Here is a 15884-nt window from a genome sequence, read left to right on the forward strand (position 1 = left end):
GGGGACTCACCTCCTGTGGGCTAATGACAATGATCGGGGTTGTCACGGAATGTATAGCCCCTCAACCTGTCTCTAGCGCCGAGACAGTCCGTTTTTCAGTTTTAGGTCCAGTTACGTTTTCTTTTTCTCTTGAGGCCCTGAAAGTCTATGCGGACACTGGAGAGATGACTGGCGATCTCAAAATCTTAGCTCGCTTTGCGGATGAGCAGATGATGAGCAACTTACGAAAAGGATTGCGACGACCTCTCTCCCTGGATGCAGTAAGAGCTTATCAACTGACCCACTCTCCTCTCGGTCGAGACTTGTTAGAGGAACTGGGAAAAGTCATACGCTATACCCCCCATCGCAATGGGTTTTATGGACTCAGGGCTGCGATTGTCGGCGCTGCTGACCAGGCTGATGCAGATGGTTGGACGATCCTTGATGTGATCGAGCAGTTTCCCACTGATCGGATCGAAATTGATGTTCAAGATCTGCTTCAACTCAAAGAACTATTAAATGTTTACCTCGCCTATAATCAGTCCAGTGTTGCTGTCATTGAGAAGAACGCACAAGCCGAAGCACTAGCTTGGTCTGACTTTGACTTCAGCCAGTTGCCAGATTTAAGTCAACCTGGAGAGTATGAGATTCGAGAGGAAACGATTACAGTCATTAATCCTGCGCTACGTCAAACGGATCAGGGGTTATCTGTGAATTATGAATTTCCAGTGGATGTTTATCTGCCCCAGGGATTAACTGAACCAACGCCAGTCATTATTGTTTCTCATGGGTTTGGTGCAGTCAAAGAAAATTTTGTCTATATTGCCGAACATTTAGCCTCCTATGGGTTTGCGGTATTTGTTCCCAATCATATCGGGAGTGATCTCTCCTATCGGGAAACTTATCTCTCTGGTCAACTCAATACCCTCTTGAGTCCAGTAGAATTTCTCAATCGTCCCCAGGAAATCTCCTTTTTAATCGATCAACTAGAAGCCTCAGTCGCTTCAGGTGGAAAGTGGTCAGATTTGTTGAATTTAGAACAGATTGGCGTGATGGGCGATTCTCTGGGTGCAACCACCGTTTTGTCTCTAGCGGGCGCGGAAATCAATTATTCTCGCTTAGTGGCAACCTGTCATCAAGATAATGTCATTTTAAATTTTTCCCTTTACCTGCAATGTCGGGGCCAACATTTACCACCTGGAAATTTTAACCTGGGAGACTTACGAGTTAAGGCTGCTTTGGCAGCGCACCCCTTAAGCAGCGCGATTTTTGGACCAGAGGGTATGAGCCACACTAAGATTCCTTTATTGATGACAGCTGGGAGTCAGGATTTGGTCGCGCCGACGGTAACTGAGCAGATTCATCCCTTTGTTTGGCTACAGTCAGACCCGAAATATTTAGCCTTATTTAACCCTGGTACGCATTTTATTACCAGTGAACAGAGTCCAGAAGGCATTGAAGTGATTCCTTCCTTTTTAATTGGTGAGCACCAAGGGGTTGGACGAGAATATTTTAAAGTCTTGAATGTTGCCTTTTTTAAAGCTCATTTAGAAAATCGCGCTGAATTTCTGCCCTACTTAAGTGCCGGTTATAGCCAAGTCTTGAGCAAGGATCGCCCCCTCAACTTAGCTATTATTCAGTCTCTTTCCCCAGATGCTCTCGAAAGGGCTTACGGTAAAAAAACACCCATTCCAGTGATTCCTGATCGGGTTGAAGCCACTGTTGCCAACCGCGAAGAAAGTATTATCGATGAAATTCAGCGCACTGGAGTCCTGAAAGTTGCCATGCGCCGTGATGTTCCCTTGTTCGGTTATATTGACCGCCAAAACCAGTGGACGGGTTACTGCACTGACTTAGCTGTTGCCTTACAAAATCATCTCAGCACTCAACTGGATACTAATCTCCGAATCGAGTTGGCAGAACTGCCTTCAACCTTGGATAACCGCTTTTCTCTGGTTCAAAACGGCACGGTTCATCTCGAATGCGGTCCTAATACCATCCGTCAAGATATTCAAGGAATTACCTTCTCTAATCCGATTTTAACCACAGGCACTCGTTTATTGAGCCAGCGCGATCGCGCAGATGAAATTAATCCCAGTTTCACGCTGGAAAATCTGCAAATCGGCGTTCTAGAGAAAACAACAACAGCTGAATTTATGGCAACCACCTACCCACAAGCCAACTTAGTCTATTTCAAGGGAATACAAGGACAAACCGAGGCAATAGAGGCAGTTGTGGAAGGAGAGATTGATGCCTTTGCCAATGATACGCTTCTTACCATCGCAGAAGTTGTCCAAAAAGATTTATCGATTCAAAATTATCAATTACAACCGAAACTACCTCTAACCTGCGATTTTTACGGCTTCATTCTCCCGAATAATGACCCCCAGTGGGTTGCAACGATCAACAAATTTATTTCTGAACCATCAGCAAAGCAGATCATGGAACAGTGGTTTCAACAAACGATACCGATTGAATTTAATGACCTTGAGTATTGTCTAAATCGTTAATAGCTCAAGTTCTGGGCTAGAAGAAGTGTTCATAACGCACCTTAAATTCGCTAAAAATATAGTCGTAACCCACCCCTAAAATAGCGTCTTCTTGTAGTTGATAAATACCTTCTAATTCGGGATAAATTAAAGCCTGATCAACACCAATAAGCGGTTGAGCCACTTTCGTCGCCTGTTCATTGACTGAGAAAATGATATCTCTCACCAAAGGTTCAACCAAAAATTCGGTCACCCCAAACTGCAACAGTTCCTCACCCGTGCTATTTTCGAGTTGTTCGGCTAGACCAACAAATTGTTGGGCTAAAAGTTCGATAATTTCTCCTCGCGCCAGAGAAGGGCTGCTAGAAAGTTGCACGGCTTGAGATTCTAAAATCTGTTGGCTGGAATTGTTGCCATTGCTAATAACGGTTTGATTCAGACACTGTTCTTCTTGCTCTAAATTATTAGTTGATAGTTCCTCCGTTGCCATTTCTGGAAAAAAGCCTTCGGGGCTGCGTTGACAAACATCCGTTTCTGTCACTGCGCCTAGAGAAGTGAGTAATTCCTCTGCTTGCCCTTGCACTGAAAAATTCACTGTAACCGTATCGGTTTGTCCAACTCGGATGACATCATCGCGAATTTCGTTGGGTGAGGTTTCTGCACCAATTCCTGTGGGATCAGAGATTGTGGTTCCCATTTCCACGTCTAAAGTAGGATTGAGAAGCGGTTGCGAGGCATCAAATACCACTTGATTTTCATTGAGACGAGATAAGAAGAAGTCGGTATTAAAGAGGGTAATGTCTCCACGATCGAGCGCGATCGCGCCAGAAGCCCGTAAACTAGGAATATCTAAAGGCGATCCCGTGAGGGTAAAATCTCCTGTCATGGAGAAGTTATAAACTGGGGAACTGACCAAGCGAAAGTTATCGTCTAATATCACCCGGAAGTTATCCAGTTGAACGTTGACAGGGGGTTCTCCTAAAAGTTTTGCGAAGTCACCAAACCACCGTTTATAAGCAGGGGAGAGGGTTGTTGCCGTGCGCTGAGGGATAAAAACTTGTCCGTCATAAAGACGCACTTCTCCGCCAATAATCGGATTTAGAGCCATCCCTTTCAGGGTGATATTAGCATCAGCGCGACCCTCATAGAGATTTTCCAGATTCATTTGACCCTGATCCAGTTGGGCGGTTAAGGGATTGCCAGACTCTAAGGGGGTAAAGAAGGGAAAAACCCCTGTCACTGCAATTTCCGCTTCATCGACGTTTCCTTGTAATTGTTCAATGTTTAAGCGATCTTCGCTGAGTACCACTTCACCGTTGAGGGTTAAATTTTTGTCGAGGGCAGTGGTGAGAACAACCGCGTCTTCAAGGATGATTTGCCCTGTGAGATCTAAGTTATCAATGGCAGCACGGGGATCATCGGTGTAAGCCGTTTCCGCAGCCATTACCAGCTTCCCTTTCCCTTTTACCCATTCGATTTGTCCTAAACTGAAGGCACTCAGCAAGGCGAACCCGCTTTCTCCAATATCAGCATTGGCGGTGAAGGTATTTTCAAAGTTGGGCTGTGGGGGGAGGGCAATGTTGCCATTAATTTGAATGTCAATATCACTGGGATTTGTGGTTTGTAAGGCGAACTGAGAATTGCTGTAACTAAATTCGCCGATAAAGTTTTCTGCAATGGCTTGACCTTGAAATGATCCGTTCGTAAAAGAAAATTCTCCTTGCACTTCTGGGTTTTGTGGGGTTCCTGATACGGCAAGATTAAGCGCGATCGCGCCAGAAGCATCAACGGGACTGGGAACAAATTCCAGAATCGTATCCAAAGGTAAATCATCAATTTCCGCGTTTCCAGAAATGCGGTTGGGGTCAAACTCTCCAGAGGCAGTAATTTTTCCTCGACCCAGCGTTAAACTGGCTTCTTCCAATTCACCGACACCCTCTTGATAATTGGCTGCGATGGTTAGATCATTGATCCGTAAAATGCCAGCGTCTTCAATAATAAAACCGAGAGTGGGGTTGACAGTGGGAACACTTTCACGAGGGCGGGCTTCCCAATCTTCTCCGCTGATGCTGAGATTAAGATCTGGGTTATCAACTGTCCCGTTTAAGTTGGCTTCTAACTCTAATTGTCCTCTCAAATTTAGCTGATTGGGGAGTTGAGATCGACGGGATGCAGCAGTCGCCTGGACTTCCTTTACGGTCTTGCGATGCAGGGCTAAACTGGAACTAAGAGAATTGTCTTGGGGGGTCAGCGCGATCGCGCCTAAATCTGCTGCATTGCCTTGATCTTGGGTTTGGGCAAAGCGAGCAACGTCTTGCACACTGGGCAAGTTGAGGGCTGCGAGAATGTCTTGAATATTGCCATCGACTAAGGTTAAGTTCCCGCCAATTTCTCTAGAGGTTACGTTATAGTTCCCTTCAAAATTAAAGCGGTTTTCTCCGATGAGTAAACGTCCTTGCGAGAGAGTGGCTTCGTTGTTTCCATAAGCAAACGCGATCGCGAGTTCATCGGCTTCAGTTGTTCCGACCCCAGGTTTTGCAATCTCAACTTCTCCCTTCGCGGTTACAGTTCCTAGATCAAGGCTGGCTTGGGCGTTCACGATACCACCGACGGTTCCCGGAAAGCCCAATTCTTGAGTAGGGGCAATTCTAAAAATCGAGAGGGGAAAGTTTTCAATGCTGGCTGCAATCTGATTGTCTTGACCAGTGGCGAGGACTAAAATTGGTTCGTTGGGGGCTTCCTGTTGTCGTAATTCTAAGGTATCTAAGCGGTAAGGGGCAACACAAGCGGTTTCTAAACAAGGACTCACCGCAGCGATGATCGCATCATTGTCTCCCCTTAAGGCAATTTCGAGATCGTTACCGGTGGCGAAATTCACCGTTCCCGCCATCATGGGATCGAAAATCAAATCGTTGAATTGGAAGTTAGTCAGGTTGATATCTCCCTCCACAATAATGCTATTGGGGGCGGTTGGGGCTTGTAATAACTGCTGTCCGCGAATTTGACCGCGAAAACGGCTTTCTCCAGCGATTTCTAAGGATTGGGGCAAATACTGGCGTTCAATAGGAATTAAATCTAGAATTTCGGCGGTGGGAAGGGTATTAAAATCAAGGTTAGTTTCCACCTCAAATTGGGCTTCGGCAATATCGGGGGCGGTGAACAGGGGGGCTAATATGAGGTTACCTCGGGCTTGCAACGATTGTTTTCCCCATTCGACATTCGCACGATTTAGATCAACTGAGGCGGGAGCATTTTGCAGTAAGGGGTTGGCTTCTCCAGAAATGGCAACATCCGCGTTGAGTGGGGGAAAGGTAAAGGCAGTTGTTTCGGGTGTTAGGTTGACGAGGTAAGGGCGGGTGATGGGAGTAGTCTCAACCTCGGAAACCAAGAGATTCGCCTCCCAGATGCCATTTTGTAAGTTGCCCTGAAGCGCGATCGCGCCGTCTGCTATGCTGAAATTTAAGTTAGTTTGGGCGGTCAGTCCTCCCACATCTTGAGTCTTGAGAAGGGTGGCGAGTTGCGCGATCGTCCCTGAGACACTAGCAGTTCCATTTTCAAAGATTGCTTCTGTGGGTAAATTGGGGACAAATGGTGTCATTGCAAAGGCAGAATCGGAGAAGAAATTAGCTTCTAGTTGACCGCCTTTTCTTAAATTAGCATTGAAGTTTACTAAAGATTTATCAATAGCAACAACGGTATTTACCTGTCCTGCTAATGCGTCTAAAGCGGTGACTAAATCAAAGTCTTCTTGAAATAGAGATGTAATATTTCCGCCTAATTCTCCTTGTAAGCGATTCACTTCTAAAGCAACATTCAATTGCGGGAAAAATGGAGAAATCAACGGGACTAGATTCAAGCGTTGTCCACTAAAAAAGGTTTGTAAATTTCCTTTTTCTAAATTTCCTTGAAAATCAATGGCTGTTCCCCCTACCGCAACTGTGACATTCGCTTTTCCTGCGGTATCTTCTAGATTGGTAGCCTCTAAACTTCCCCCAGTCCTAATATCAATATTAAGGGCTGTAATAGATTCTTCTAATTTTCCTTGCCCAATTAATTCCGAAATAATCGGATCAAGAGCAACTGCATCACTATTAATAATGGCTTCCCAATTTTGAGTTTCTAAGTTTCCTTGACCGAAAATCGTAATGTCACCTAATTCCGTTTGGAAGCCTGTATTCTCAAGTAAGAATTGTGTCCCGTCAAAGGTGGCTTCTCCTTCTCCGACAATTTCACCAACGGTTGTAATAAATGTATCAATGAGTTGCCAGTTCGCACGAAAATCAGGGTCTTTTGCTGTTCCTTGGAATTGAATCTTGCTATTAAATGAACCAAGAAGAGTCTCGGTTGGAAGTGTGGTATAAATTGAAGCTAATTCATCAAGGGGCAGATCAATTATTGCGTCTAAGTTAACGGGCATTGTAGCAGGGTTAATGGCTTTTCTCCCCTGTAATGTTTCTTTTAAATCTGTTTGTATCTTTCCTGTGGCGACAATAGTTCCCCCTGTTTCTGGAATAATTTCAGCGCGATCGAGTATAATCTGATCGAGAGTGGCATTGAGGATAACATTGGTTTCAGCCAGTTTAATTTGATCAATTTCTGTCGGTTTTGTTGAAGTAAAAACTGCCTTTAATTCTGGGTTATCAATTGCCCCTAAAATATTTAAAGCCAGTTGAAATTCTCCTGCTGTCTTAATCGGGAGTTCGATATCTGGCGTTACAGCGAGAACATCTTTAATCGTAAAGGGAGAAACCGAAACATCTAAGTCGTATCCTTGTTTTAAGTTTGCTTTCCCTGATAAATTAACCGCAATTTCTCCCAGTTTGATATCGCCTTGGGTAAAATTAACTTCTTGATCTTGAAAATTCAATCCGATATTACTGTTAAAAGAGGTGGTTTTTTCTTCACTGATCGCAAGGGTTCCTGTGACTTGCTTAATTTCTAGATTCCCCTGAACTTGACTGTCTTGATACGCCTCTAAACTGGGGATATTTAAATCGAGATCAGCATTTAATTCTCCTTGACTTAAACGAACGGATAACGGTGCAACTAAACTGCTAAGTTTCACTAAAGATAGTTGCGCGATCGCGATGTTAGCTTGGGTTACCAAGTTATTTAAATTAGTTTTTCCTTGAATTTGAATCGGCGCATCTGCAAAGTTTGCTTCAATATCATAGCTTAATTCTTTTTCCCCCTCTCGGGGATAATTTAACACTCCTTCCACCTGAGAATTAATTTCTACTGTGCTGTTTAAGGCTTGCGGAAGCAGGACAATTTCTGCGTCTTCAATCGTGGCGTTTGCTTCTAACTCAAACGGTAATTCTGGTAGCTTCGGTTCTGTTTCTGTTGGTTTTAAATCTAACTCTAACCAAGCCCCCTTTTCATTTTGATCCAGATAGATATCAGGATTAATAATTGTCAAATGAATTGGTAATTTCCACTGTGTTAGCAATGAACCCAGATCATATTCAATTTTAATCCCTTGAACAGAAAGATTATCCTGATCAGAGGCTGTGGCTGGAATTTCTGAAAATCCCATTTCAATTTCAGAAAACGAGAAAGTTTTTAACTCCCCGAGATCAACAGGACGATCCAGAAAATTGGTCAGTTGAGATTCTAAAAAAGAAGGTAATTGGCGACGAATCACAGAATAGGAAATTATTGAACCGCCAATTATAATCACAACAACTGTTCCGGTAGCAATTACCGTTGAAGGGCGTTTCAGCCAGTTCCAAAAACGAGAGATTTTAGAGAGTGGGGGATTCGACTCAGGATCAGGTTGTAATGGAGAATGATTCATGATTCTAATTCAGTTGAAGTCACTGAATTTTAAGATTATTTCTGATTAAAACGAATACTAAAAAATAATGATAAGTCTTGTTTGTTACCAACTAATCTTACACTGAGATCGATTCCTACTTCAGTACTAGACATCTAAGGGAAAGCGCGATCGTTAACACTAGCTGTACTCCTTCTTTTTTCCTCCATGTTGGAGGATGAACTTTCATTGATACTTTTTTATGATCAAAACGTAGGTTGGGTTGAGGTGACGAAACCCAACACCAGCAAGAGTCTTTTTCATGAGCAAATGAATGATAGTCACAAAGCTGATTGACTGACAAAAGATTCAAAACGTAGGTTGGGTTGAGGTGACGAAACCCAACACCAGCAAGAGTCTTTTTCATGAGCAAATGAATGACAATCACAAAGCTGATTGACTGACAAAAGATTCAAAACGTAGGTTGGGTTGAGGTGACGAAACCCAACACCAGCAAGAGTCTTTTTCATGAGCAAATGAATGATAGTCACAAAGAAAGGATAACAAAATTTTTCCACACAACGAATGATTCAGGAAGAAATTTCAGAAAATTTCCAGATTACTGCCTTTCAATCAAGGATTATATATTTCGTTCAATTTTATTTAGTGATGTTAATCGCTAACTTTTGTTGGCAACCTATTGTAATAGCGGATGAGGGGTTAAATATAAGACTACAAAAAAGCCTTTTATTTTCGAGGGAAAGCAGTTTAATCAGTTTGGAACCCATTGAAAAGGTTTCATATCAATTAGACTCTTTACCATTTACAGATCCTTTGGGGGAAGGGATTGATTATCAATTTGCTGATCGTAAAAGTTGGCATGATCTGGCTCTGATTATTCAGATCGAGGAGGATAGTGAAGCAAATTTACCAAAAGCGAGTGTTCAAGCTCAAGACCTGTTGTTTTCAACTTCAGATCAGACCCGATCCACTAGAGAGCTTCTTATGAATTCTCCTGAATCTCCTCTTGAGAAGAATGTAGAAATTCCGATGAATACGATTCAAACAGCACAAGCTGATGAAAAAGAAGCAGCTTCCAATAATTATGAGGATCTGGCAAAGCAATCTCAAAATCCAGTTGCAAGTCTGATTTCAGTCCCCTTTCAAAATAATACAAATTTTGGGGTGGGTGACTTTGATCGAACCAGTAATATCTTGAATATTCAGCCAGTTATTCCAACACCTATTAATGATAATTGGAACTTAGTGAATCGGACAATTATCCCGATCGCGTATCAACCCAAACTAACATCAGGAAGTGATAATGCCTTTGGCTTCGGTGATATCAATTATCAAGGATTTTTTACCCCAAGAACAACAGGAGATTTTACTTGGGGGGTAGGACCTTCTTTGATCATTCCCACTGCCACAGATACAGTGCTCGGGTTAGGGAAATGGTCACTGGGAGCATCAGCCGTCGGCTTGGTCACTAAAGATCGCATTGTTGCAGGAGGTCTGATCAGCCAAGTTTGGTCATTCGCAGGTGATGATGATCGCTCTGAGGTTAGTCTTTTAACGCTGCAACCTTTCTTTAACTATAACTTTGAGGGGGGATGGTATGCTGTATCGGCTCCTATTCTCACAGCGAACTGGAATGCAGAAGGGGAACAGTGGGTGATTCCGATTGGAGGGGGCTTTGGTCGCGTTTTTAACATTGGCAAGCAACCAGTCAATACTTCTCTGCAAGGCTATTGGAATATTGTCCATCCTGACAATGCAGCAGATTGGACAGTGCGCGCACAATTAACTTTGTTATTTCCCAAGTAATTGAGTGCATCAAGATTTTCAGTCAGAGATTACCGTTGGTCAATTAGGATGAAACCACGATGGAAATTGATTTTAAAACGATTATCGGCAGTTATGCTCAAATTACACTGTTTCTTTTGATGCTTTCCATTGGACTCAAGGAAGGGGTTGAGAATTTAACGCTTCTTTGGAAACGACCGAACTTGTTAATCCGTTGTCTCATTGCCTCTTTTCTTCTAGTCCCCTTAGCTGCAATTGCAATTGATGCTTTGTTACCGTTGGATACACCCGCTCGTTTGGGAATCGGGGCGATGGCAATCTGTCCGGGAGCACCGATGCTTTATCGGAAGTTAGTTCAAAATAATGCAAGTTCAGCCTTAGCTGGCAGTTATCAGGTCACCACATCTTTGTTAGCAATTGTGTTAGTTCCGATTTGGATTGTATTTTTAAACGCGCTTTACTTAACTGATAATGCAGCCCCTGTGGCTGTGATTGCTAAGCAGGTGGCAACGGTTCAATTTATCCCAATTTTAGTCGGGCTTGTGATTCGGGAGTGGTTACCGAATCTCGCCAATGATTTGTTAGATCCAGTGGATAAAATAGGTTCCTATCTTCTGATTGGTGTGTTAATTATTTTATTGGTCATTGCGCTTCCGAAAATGGCTCAAATTGGTTTAATAACAACAATTGGTGTGGTGTTGTTTATTGCTGCGACTATTATTATCGGTCATTATTTAGGAGGTCCTGAACCTGACACTCGGATTTCGATCGCGCTGGCAAATTCCACTCGTAATGCTGGACTCGCCCTCACCTTAGTTGCTTTGAATGTTGAAGAGATGATCACAATCCTTGGCACAATCTCCGCGATCGCGCTTTTATCAGCAGTCATCGGTACAATTTATGTCAACTTTTATCGCAAACATTTACCGCAGGAAGTGCCTCCTGAAGTGAGTGAAAGTTAAACCTCATTTAGGATCAATTTCTCGTTTCAGTTTTAGTCCTTCCGTTGTCTCTTTTTCAAGGAAATAATTGAGGAAAGTCCGAATCACAGCAATCATTCCTAACCGAATCAATTGATTTAAAGTGGGCTCAACCGTCGTCGCTAGAATATCTGCTGCTAATTGAAATTCCAAAGCAAGACCCAACCAACGGGCAAAAGCAAGACGCATATTCAAAAAAGGGAGTCCATTTCTTTGATCAGCATTCCATCCTGGAAAACAAGTTAAGGCTTTTATGAATCCAATTAAGACACAGAAAATTGAGATCCCTTCTAGCAGTAAGATCAGAAAATCAACAATAATCTCAAGCCCACTTCGCAACTGTTCTAGTAACTCCATAAATTGATCCTCTCGTAATATTCAATTGGGATATATAGCAATCCTACTTACAGGTTAATTGGGGAAGGGGGAGATCAAAAAAAGTTCTATATCTAGAGAAAAACAGTTTATTATTGTGATTTTTACTTGGTTAAATTTGTGCTAAAAAATGACTAATAAATTTCTGGTTAAGTAAACTCAAAGATATCACATCTGGTCAAAAAATGAGCGATTGTAACAATTAATATCAAAAATCTTCCCATTATAAACACTAGCTATTAAATTATATACTTAAGTGTTTAAGTTTAACGGTAAATTTTAGTTATGAAACAGTTGCCTCAATTGCTCAGAAAAGTTGCCCTGCTTTCCTGCACTGTCTTGTTGTTATTGGTTGCTAGCCTCCCCCTTGGGGGTCGCGCGATCGCGCTACCGAGTAAACAACCCAATATTGTCGTCATTTGGGGAGATGATATCGGACAAAGCGACATCAGTGCCTTTACAAAAGGGATGATGGGCTTCCGCACCCCGAATATTGACCGCCTCGCTGAAGAAGGGATGACCTTCACCGACTATTACGGCGAGCAAAGTTGCACCGCGGGTCGTTCTGCTTTTATTACGGGACAGAGTGTATTTCGCACGGGGTTGAGTAAAGTCGGATTACCTGGTGCTGATTTGGGTCTGCGGGCTGAAGATCCGACGATTGCTGAAATGCTGAAAGCTCAAGGTTATGCCACGGCTCAATTTGGTAAAAATCACTTAGGTGATAAGGATGAGTTTTTACCCACGGTTCACGGGTTTGATGAATTCTACGGCAACCTTTACCACCTGAATGCAGAAGAAGAACCGGAATTGCAGGATTATCCCTCAGCAGAAGAGTTTCCTAATTTCAAAGAAAATTATGGTCCACGCGGTGTTCTCCACAGTTTTGCTAAAGCCGATGGGGGACAAAAAATCGAAGATACCGGTCCGTTAACCAGCAAGCGCATGGAAACCATTGACGATGATATTGCCAATCGCTCTGTTGAGTATGTGAAGCAGCAAGCCGATGGCAATGAGCCATTTTTCATGTGGACAAATTTCACTCACATGCACTTCCGCACCCATACCAAGCCCGAAAGTCTAGGACAAGCGGGACGCTGGCAATCTTTCTACCATGATACGATGATCGACCATGACCAAAACGTCGGTCAGATTTTAGATGCCATTGATGAAGCGGGTATCGCTGATAATACGATTGTTATCTACAGTACGGATAATGGTCCGCACATGAACACCTGGCCCGATGGCGCGATGACTCCTTTCCGAGGTGAGAAAAATACGGGATGGGAAGGGGCTTTCCGAGTGCCTGCTTTTGTGCGCTGGCCTGGTCATATCGAACCAGGTTCGGTCTCCAATGAAATTATCTCTCACCTCGACTGGATGCCGACTCTGTTAGCTGCTGCGGGAGAACCGGAAATCAAAGAAAAACTGCTCGATCGTTATCAAGCTGGCAATAAGAGCTTTAAAGTCCATCTCGATGGTTATAATCTTCTCCCTTATTTAACAGGGGAGCAAGAAAAGAGTCCCAGAGAGTCAATGTTTTATTTCTCTGATGATGGCGATTTGTTAGCCCTGCGGTATGACAACTGGAAACTGCACTTTGCCCAACAAAGAACACCGGGTACACTCGATCTGTGGACGGAACCGTTTGTAGCAACTCGCGTTCCTTGGCTTTACAACCTCCGCACCGATCCCTATGAAAAAGCAAGTGTTACCTCTAACACTTACTGGGATTGGTTCATTGACCATGTTTTCTTATTAGTACCAGCTCAGCAATATGTTGGGGATTTCTTGGCAACGTTTGAAGAATATCCTCCTCGTCAAAAAGCAGCGAGCTTTACCATTGACCAGGTACTGGAGAAGTTAACCAACGCCAACGGTTACCAATAACTTATAATCCCCCCAACCTTAACAAGGGGGGATCAAGGAGAGAGCAACCTTTTTTGAAATCAGTTAACGAAATTCCAAAGGATAGTTGCATGAAACGATTTTCAATTTCACTGGGTGTGTTGTTATTGAGCAGTGTTATCTCTCCTCCCGCCCAAGCCTGTGACCGATCTCATAGGCTTTTACTTAATGCTGAAACGATTAACGAGAGTCTAGCAAGGGAAGTTTATCCATTGGATATCTCGGTCTATGAGTGGAGCGATCCACGGGTGTCAATTCAGACGGATGTTGATGATTTCGCGCTTCCTATTCCCACAAGTGAGGAAACTTGTCTTAAAAATTCCGCAGCGATCGCGCAGTTATCTGGAATCGTCGTCAGTTTACCCAAGCCTTTAGAGTCAGATGTTACTCCTGAGTTAACCACTCAAAGTGTTAATGTAAGGGATGAAATTCCTTGGCGATTTATCCTAGAACCCTACATTTATCTCCCCTTAGAAACCACTGGCGATATTACCGTTAGGAATACAGAAGTGCCAGTTGATTTCAGCCTTGGGGATATTTTGGATACCCTCAACTTTGCTTTGTATGGACGGTTTGAGGGTTGGAAGGGTCATTGGGGATTTATTATTGACGCTTATCATTTCAATAGTGCTGATTCAGACTCGACCCGAGTTGATACCCCTCCCGCTTTACAAGGGGTGCTTCCGGCTCAAATTACGATTAATGCAACTGCGGAAACCGCCTTTACAAAACTGGATTTAGCTGCTGGCTATCGCTTTGGTAATGAGGGATTAACGGATGCCTTTCAAACCGCTAAGACTGACTTTGAACTGGGTCCCTTTATTTTTGACGCGATCGCGGGATTACGGTTCTACTTTGTCAATAATGACCTCGAACTGACCAGCGATATTGGTCAAGAGTTTGACTTTAGTAGCTCAAACACCCTAGTTGAACCAATGATTGGCGGTCGCGCCCGCTGGAACCTTTCCGATCACTTAGCGGTACTCGCCGTGGCTAATTTTTCAGGCTTCGGCATCGGGACGAACATTTCGATAGAAAGTTATGCTGGCATAGACTGGCTCTTTTCAGGTAATACTTCCATGACAGCAACTTATCGCCTCACTTACATTAATTATGAAGAGGATGACTCAGGGCTTGATATCTTTCAACATGGTCCTGCCTTGGGAGTCAAATTCCGCTTTTAAAACCACCTTTTTTGCTAATAAAACCATAACCCATGATGCTGATTAACTGACAAAAGATTCAAAACGTAGGTTGGGTTGAGATAACGAAACCCAACACCAGCAAAGGGCTTGATATCTTTCAACATGGTCCCGCTTTGGGAGTCAAATTCCGCTTTTAAAACCACCTTTTTTGCTAATAAAACCATAAAAAATAATATTTCATGGAACGTCTCTCGCTAGCCCGAAAGTTACTGCAATAAAGGACTAATTAAAATGCCAACGAAAGCAATCGTTCCTAAAATAATTAGCACATAAGCAACGATCAGCGAGGTCGATTGCCGTGAAATATACGTGAGATCATTGCGTTGAATTCGTCGTAATTGATTTCTATGGTCAAATGTTGCAAATAACATCGCAAAAGTACCTAAAGCAACAAAAGATAACCCGAGAATGCGTGACAACCGCGCGGGATTGATGGTATCTCCTAATGCTTGATAAATTGCAGCAACAATCCGTTCAATACCAAAACCGAAACCAATTAAAGACAGTGAAGTCCTAATCCATGCCATTAAGGTTCGTTCTTCTGCTGCTCGGTTACGCTCCTTTGCTAATTCTGTACTAGGACTTGGGGTTTGGCGAATATTCTCGGCATCACTCATGATTTAGTATAGAAATAGGAAAATTATTGTATAGTGTTTCTTCATCGGTTGAGAGACAAAGTGGGTTGGTGGATGTTATTAGTTCTTTGGTGAGTCTAATAAATCTAGAAAAAATTTGATAAAGTATCTCGTAGCAATTATGACTTGTATCAATCAGTAATTACCAAAAAATGGATTAGATATCCTTGGTAAAATCAATACAAGTTAAGCGTATCTTATCTAAAATAAATTATAGCGTTTCTGAGTCTGTTGAGGACAGTTACTAGTTACCAATAAAAATTTAGAATGTCCCTCATGAGCGTGAAAAATGCTATAAATGCTATATGTAACATTAAATAAAAGCTATAGCAATGAGTGTTTCCCAACCTGAAAAACCATCAGGGACAACAAATGAACTTGCCAAAGAACGTAATCGTGCTGCTGCCGAGCGTACAATTAATTCTTGGATCGGTCATTCCTTGGCTCTCATTGGATTTGGCATTGCCTTCGAGCAAATCACACAAAGTTTGAGAGAACGATTTCCAGAGGCGAATCCTCTAATTACGGAAAATGTTGCTCACGCGATCGGTCTTACTTTTATTGGTCTAGATATTATCTTATTAATCATTGCATTGGTGCAACATCGTCTTGAAATCAAAACAATTGAACGAGCAGATTATGTCTTTCTCTCAATAAGTAATCTGAACTGGATTGTGATAGTCGGAATTGTATTGCTAGGTTTTGCTGTGATATTTTCCACCCTATTTTTATAATGAAAAATAGCTGCACCT

General features: G+C 42.8%; 10 protein-coding genes. 6 read left to right on the forward strand and 4 right to left on the reverse strand.

Annotation, left to right across the window (positions count from 1 at the left end):
* The first annotated feature begins 23 nt into the window (after positions 1-23).
* Positions 24-2489 (forward strand): alpha/beta fold hydrolase, encoded by a 2466-nt coding sequence (locus PCC7418_RS14205; RefSeq protein WP_015226879.1) that lies wholly within the window; start codon positions 24-26, stop codon positions 2487-2489.
* 16 nt (positions 2490-2505) lie between these two features.
* Here PCC7418_RS14205 and PCC7418_RS14210 read toward each other — a convergent pair whose 3' ends face one another.
* Positions 2506-8265, reverse strand: coding sequence for a translocation/assembly module TamB domain-containing protein (locus PCC7418_RS14210; protein WP_015226880.1), 5760 nt, complete (start codon positions 8263-8265; stop codon positions 2506-2508).
* Between the two features lie 963 nt (positions 8266-9228).
* On the opposite strand from PCC7418_RS14210, the gene PCC7418_RS14215 reads away from it, so the two are divergent.
* Both PCC7418_RS14215 and PCC7418_RS14220 read left to right on the forward strand, forming a co-directional pair.
* Positions 9229-10050 (forward strand): transporter, encoded by an 822-nt coding sequence (locus PCC7418_RS14215; RefSeq protein WP_216086644.1) that lies wholly within the window; start codon positions 9229-9231, stop codon positions 10048-10050.
* A 59-nt stretch (positions 10051-10109) separates the two neighbouring features.
* Positions 10110-10991: a bile acid:sodium symporter family protein gene (locus tag PCC7418_RS14220; RefSeq protein ID WP_015226882.1), complete on the forward strand. Its 882-nt coding sequence runs from the start codon at positions 10110-10112 to the stop codon at positions 10989-10991.
* 3 nt (positions 10992-10994) lie between these two features.
* On the opposite strand, the gene PCC7418_RS14225 is transcribed toward PCC7418_RS14220, so the two are convergent.
* On the reverse strand, positions 10995-11366 hold the full coding sequence (locus PCC7418_RS14225) for a DUF1622 domain-containing protein (RefSeq protein WP_015226883.1): 372 nt from the start codon (positions 11364-11366) through the stop codon (positions 10995-10997).
* 303 nt (positions 11367-11669) lie between these two features.
* Between PCC7418_RS14225 and PCC7418_RS14230 the strand changes: the two genes are divergently transcribed.
* Entirely contained in the window at positions 11670-13274 is a 1605-nt protein-coding gene (locus tag PCC7418_RS14230; protein ID WP_015226884.1) for an arylsulfatase, read from the forward strand.
* A gap of 89 nt (positions 13275-13363) precedes the next feature.
* Entirely contained in the window at positions 13364-14476 is a 1113-nt protein-coding gene (locus PCC7418_RS14235; protein WP_015226885.1) for a hypothetical protein, read from the forward strand.
* 14 nt (positions 14477-14490) lie between these two features.
* Here the strand turns inward: PCC7418_RS14235 and PCC7418_RS20645 are convergent, their stop codons facing one another.
* Complete coding sequence (locus PCC7418_RS20645; RefSeq protein ID WP_015226886.1) at positions 14491-14661, reverse strand: hypothetical protein; 171 nt, start codon at positions 14659-14661, stop codon at positions 14491-14493.
* Between the two features lie 42 nt (positions 14662-14703).
* Complete coding sequence (locus PCC7418_RS14240) at positions 14704-15114, reverse strand: YidH family protein (protein ID WP_015226887.1); 411 nt, start codon at positions 15112-15114, stop codon at positions 14704-14706.
* 350 nt (positions 15115-15464) lie between these two features.
* On the opposite strand from PCC7418_RS14240, the gene PCC7418_RS14245 reads away from it, so the two are divergent.
* The gene (locus tag PCC7418_RS14245; RefSeq protein WP_015226888.1) at positions 15465-15866 is read left to right on the forward strand and encodes a YidH family protein; all 402 of its coding nucleotides are present in this window, start codon (positions 15465-15467) and stop codon (positions 15864-15866) included.
* Positions 15867-15884: the final 18 nt, after the last annotated feature.

This window comes from Halothece sp. PCC 7418 (assembly GCF_000317635.1).
Classification (GTDB): Bacteria; Cyanobacteriota; Cyanobacteriia; order Cyanobacteriales; family Rubidibacteraceae; genus Halothece.

Excerpts from the sequence above, each read along its gene's own strand:
- PCC7418_RS14240 (WP_015226887.1), bottom strand. The coding sequence starts at position 15,114 with ATGAGTGATGCCGAGAATATTCGCCAAACCCCAAGTCCTAGTACAGAA.
- PCC7418_RS14230 (WP_015226884.1), top strand. The coding sequence starts at position 11,670 with ATGAAACAGTTGCCTCAATTGCTCAGAAAAGTTGCCCTGCTTTCCTGC.
- PCC7418_RS14225 (WP_015226883.1), bottom strand. The coding sequence starts at position 11,366 with ATGGAGTTACTAGAACAGTTGCGAAGTGGGCTTGAGATTATTGTTGAT.
- PCC7418_RS20645 (WP_015226886.1), bottom strand. The coding sequence starts at position 14,661 with ATGGTTTTATTAGCAAAAAAGGTGGTTTTAAAAGCGGAATTTGACTCC.
- PCC7418_RS14210 (WP_015226880.1), bottom strand. The coding sequence starts at position 8,265 with ATGAATCATTCTCCATTACAACCTGATCCTGAGTCGAATCCCCCACTC.
- PCC7418_RS14235 (WP_015226885.1), top strand. The coding sequence starts at position 13,364 with ATGAAACGATTTTCAATTTCACTGGGTGTGTTGTTATTGAGCAGTGTT.
- PCC7418_RS14205 (WP_015226879.1), top strand. The coding sequence starts at position 24 with ATGACAATGATCGGGGTTGTCACGGAATGTATAGCCCCTCAACCTGTC.
- PCC7418_RS14215 (WP_216086644.1), top strand. The coding sequence starts at position 9,229 with ATGAATTCTCCTGAATCTCCTCTTGAGAAGAATGTAGAAATTCCGATG.
- PCC7418_RS14220 (WP_015226882.1), top strand. The coding sequence starts at position 10,110 with ATGGAAATTGATTTTAAAACGATTATCGGCAGTTATGCTCAAATTACA.
- PCC7418_RS14245 (WP_015226888.1), top strand. The coding sequence starts at position 15,465 with ATGAGTGTTTCCCAACCTGAAAAACCATCAGGGACAACAAATGAACTT.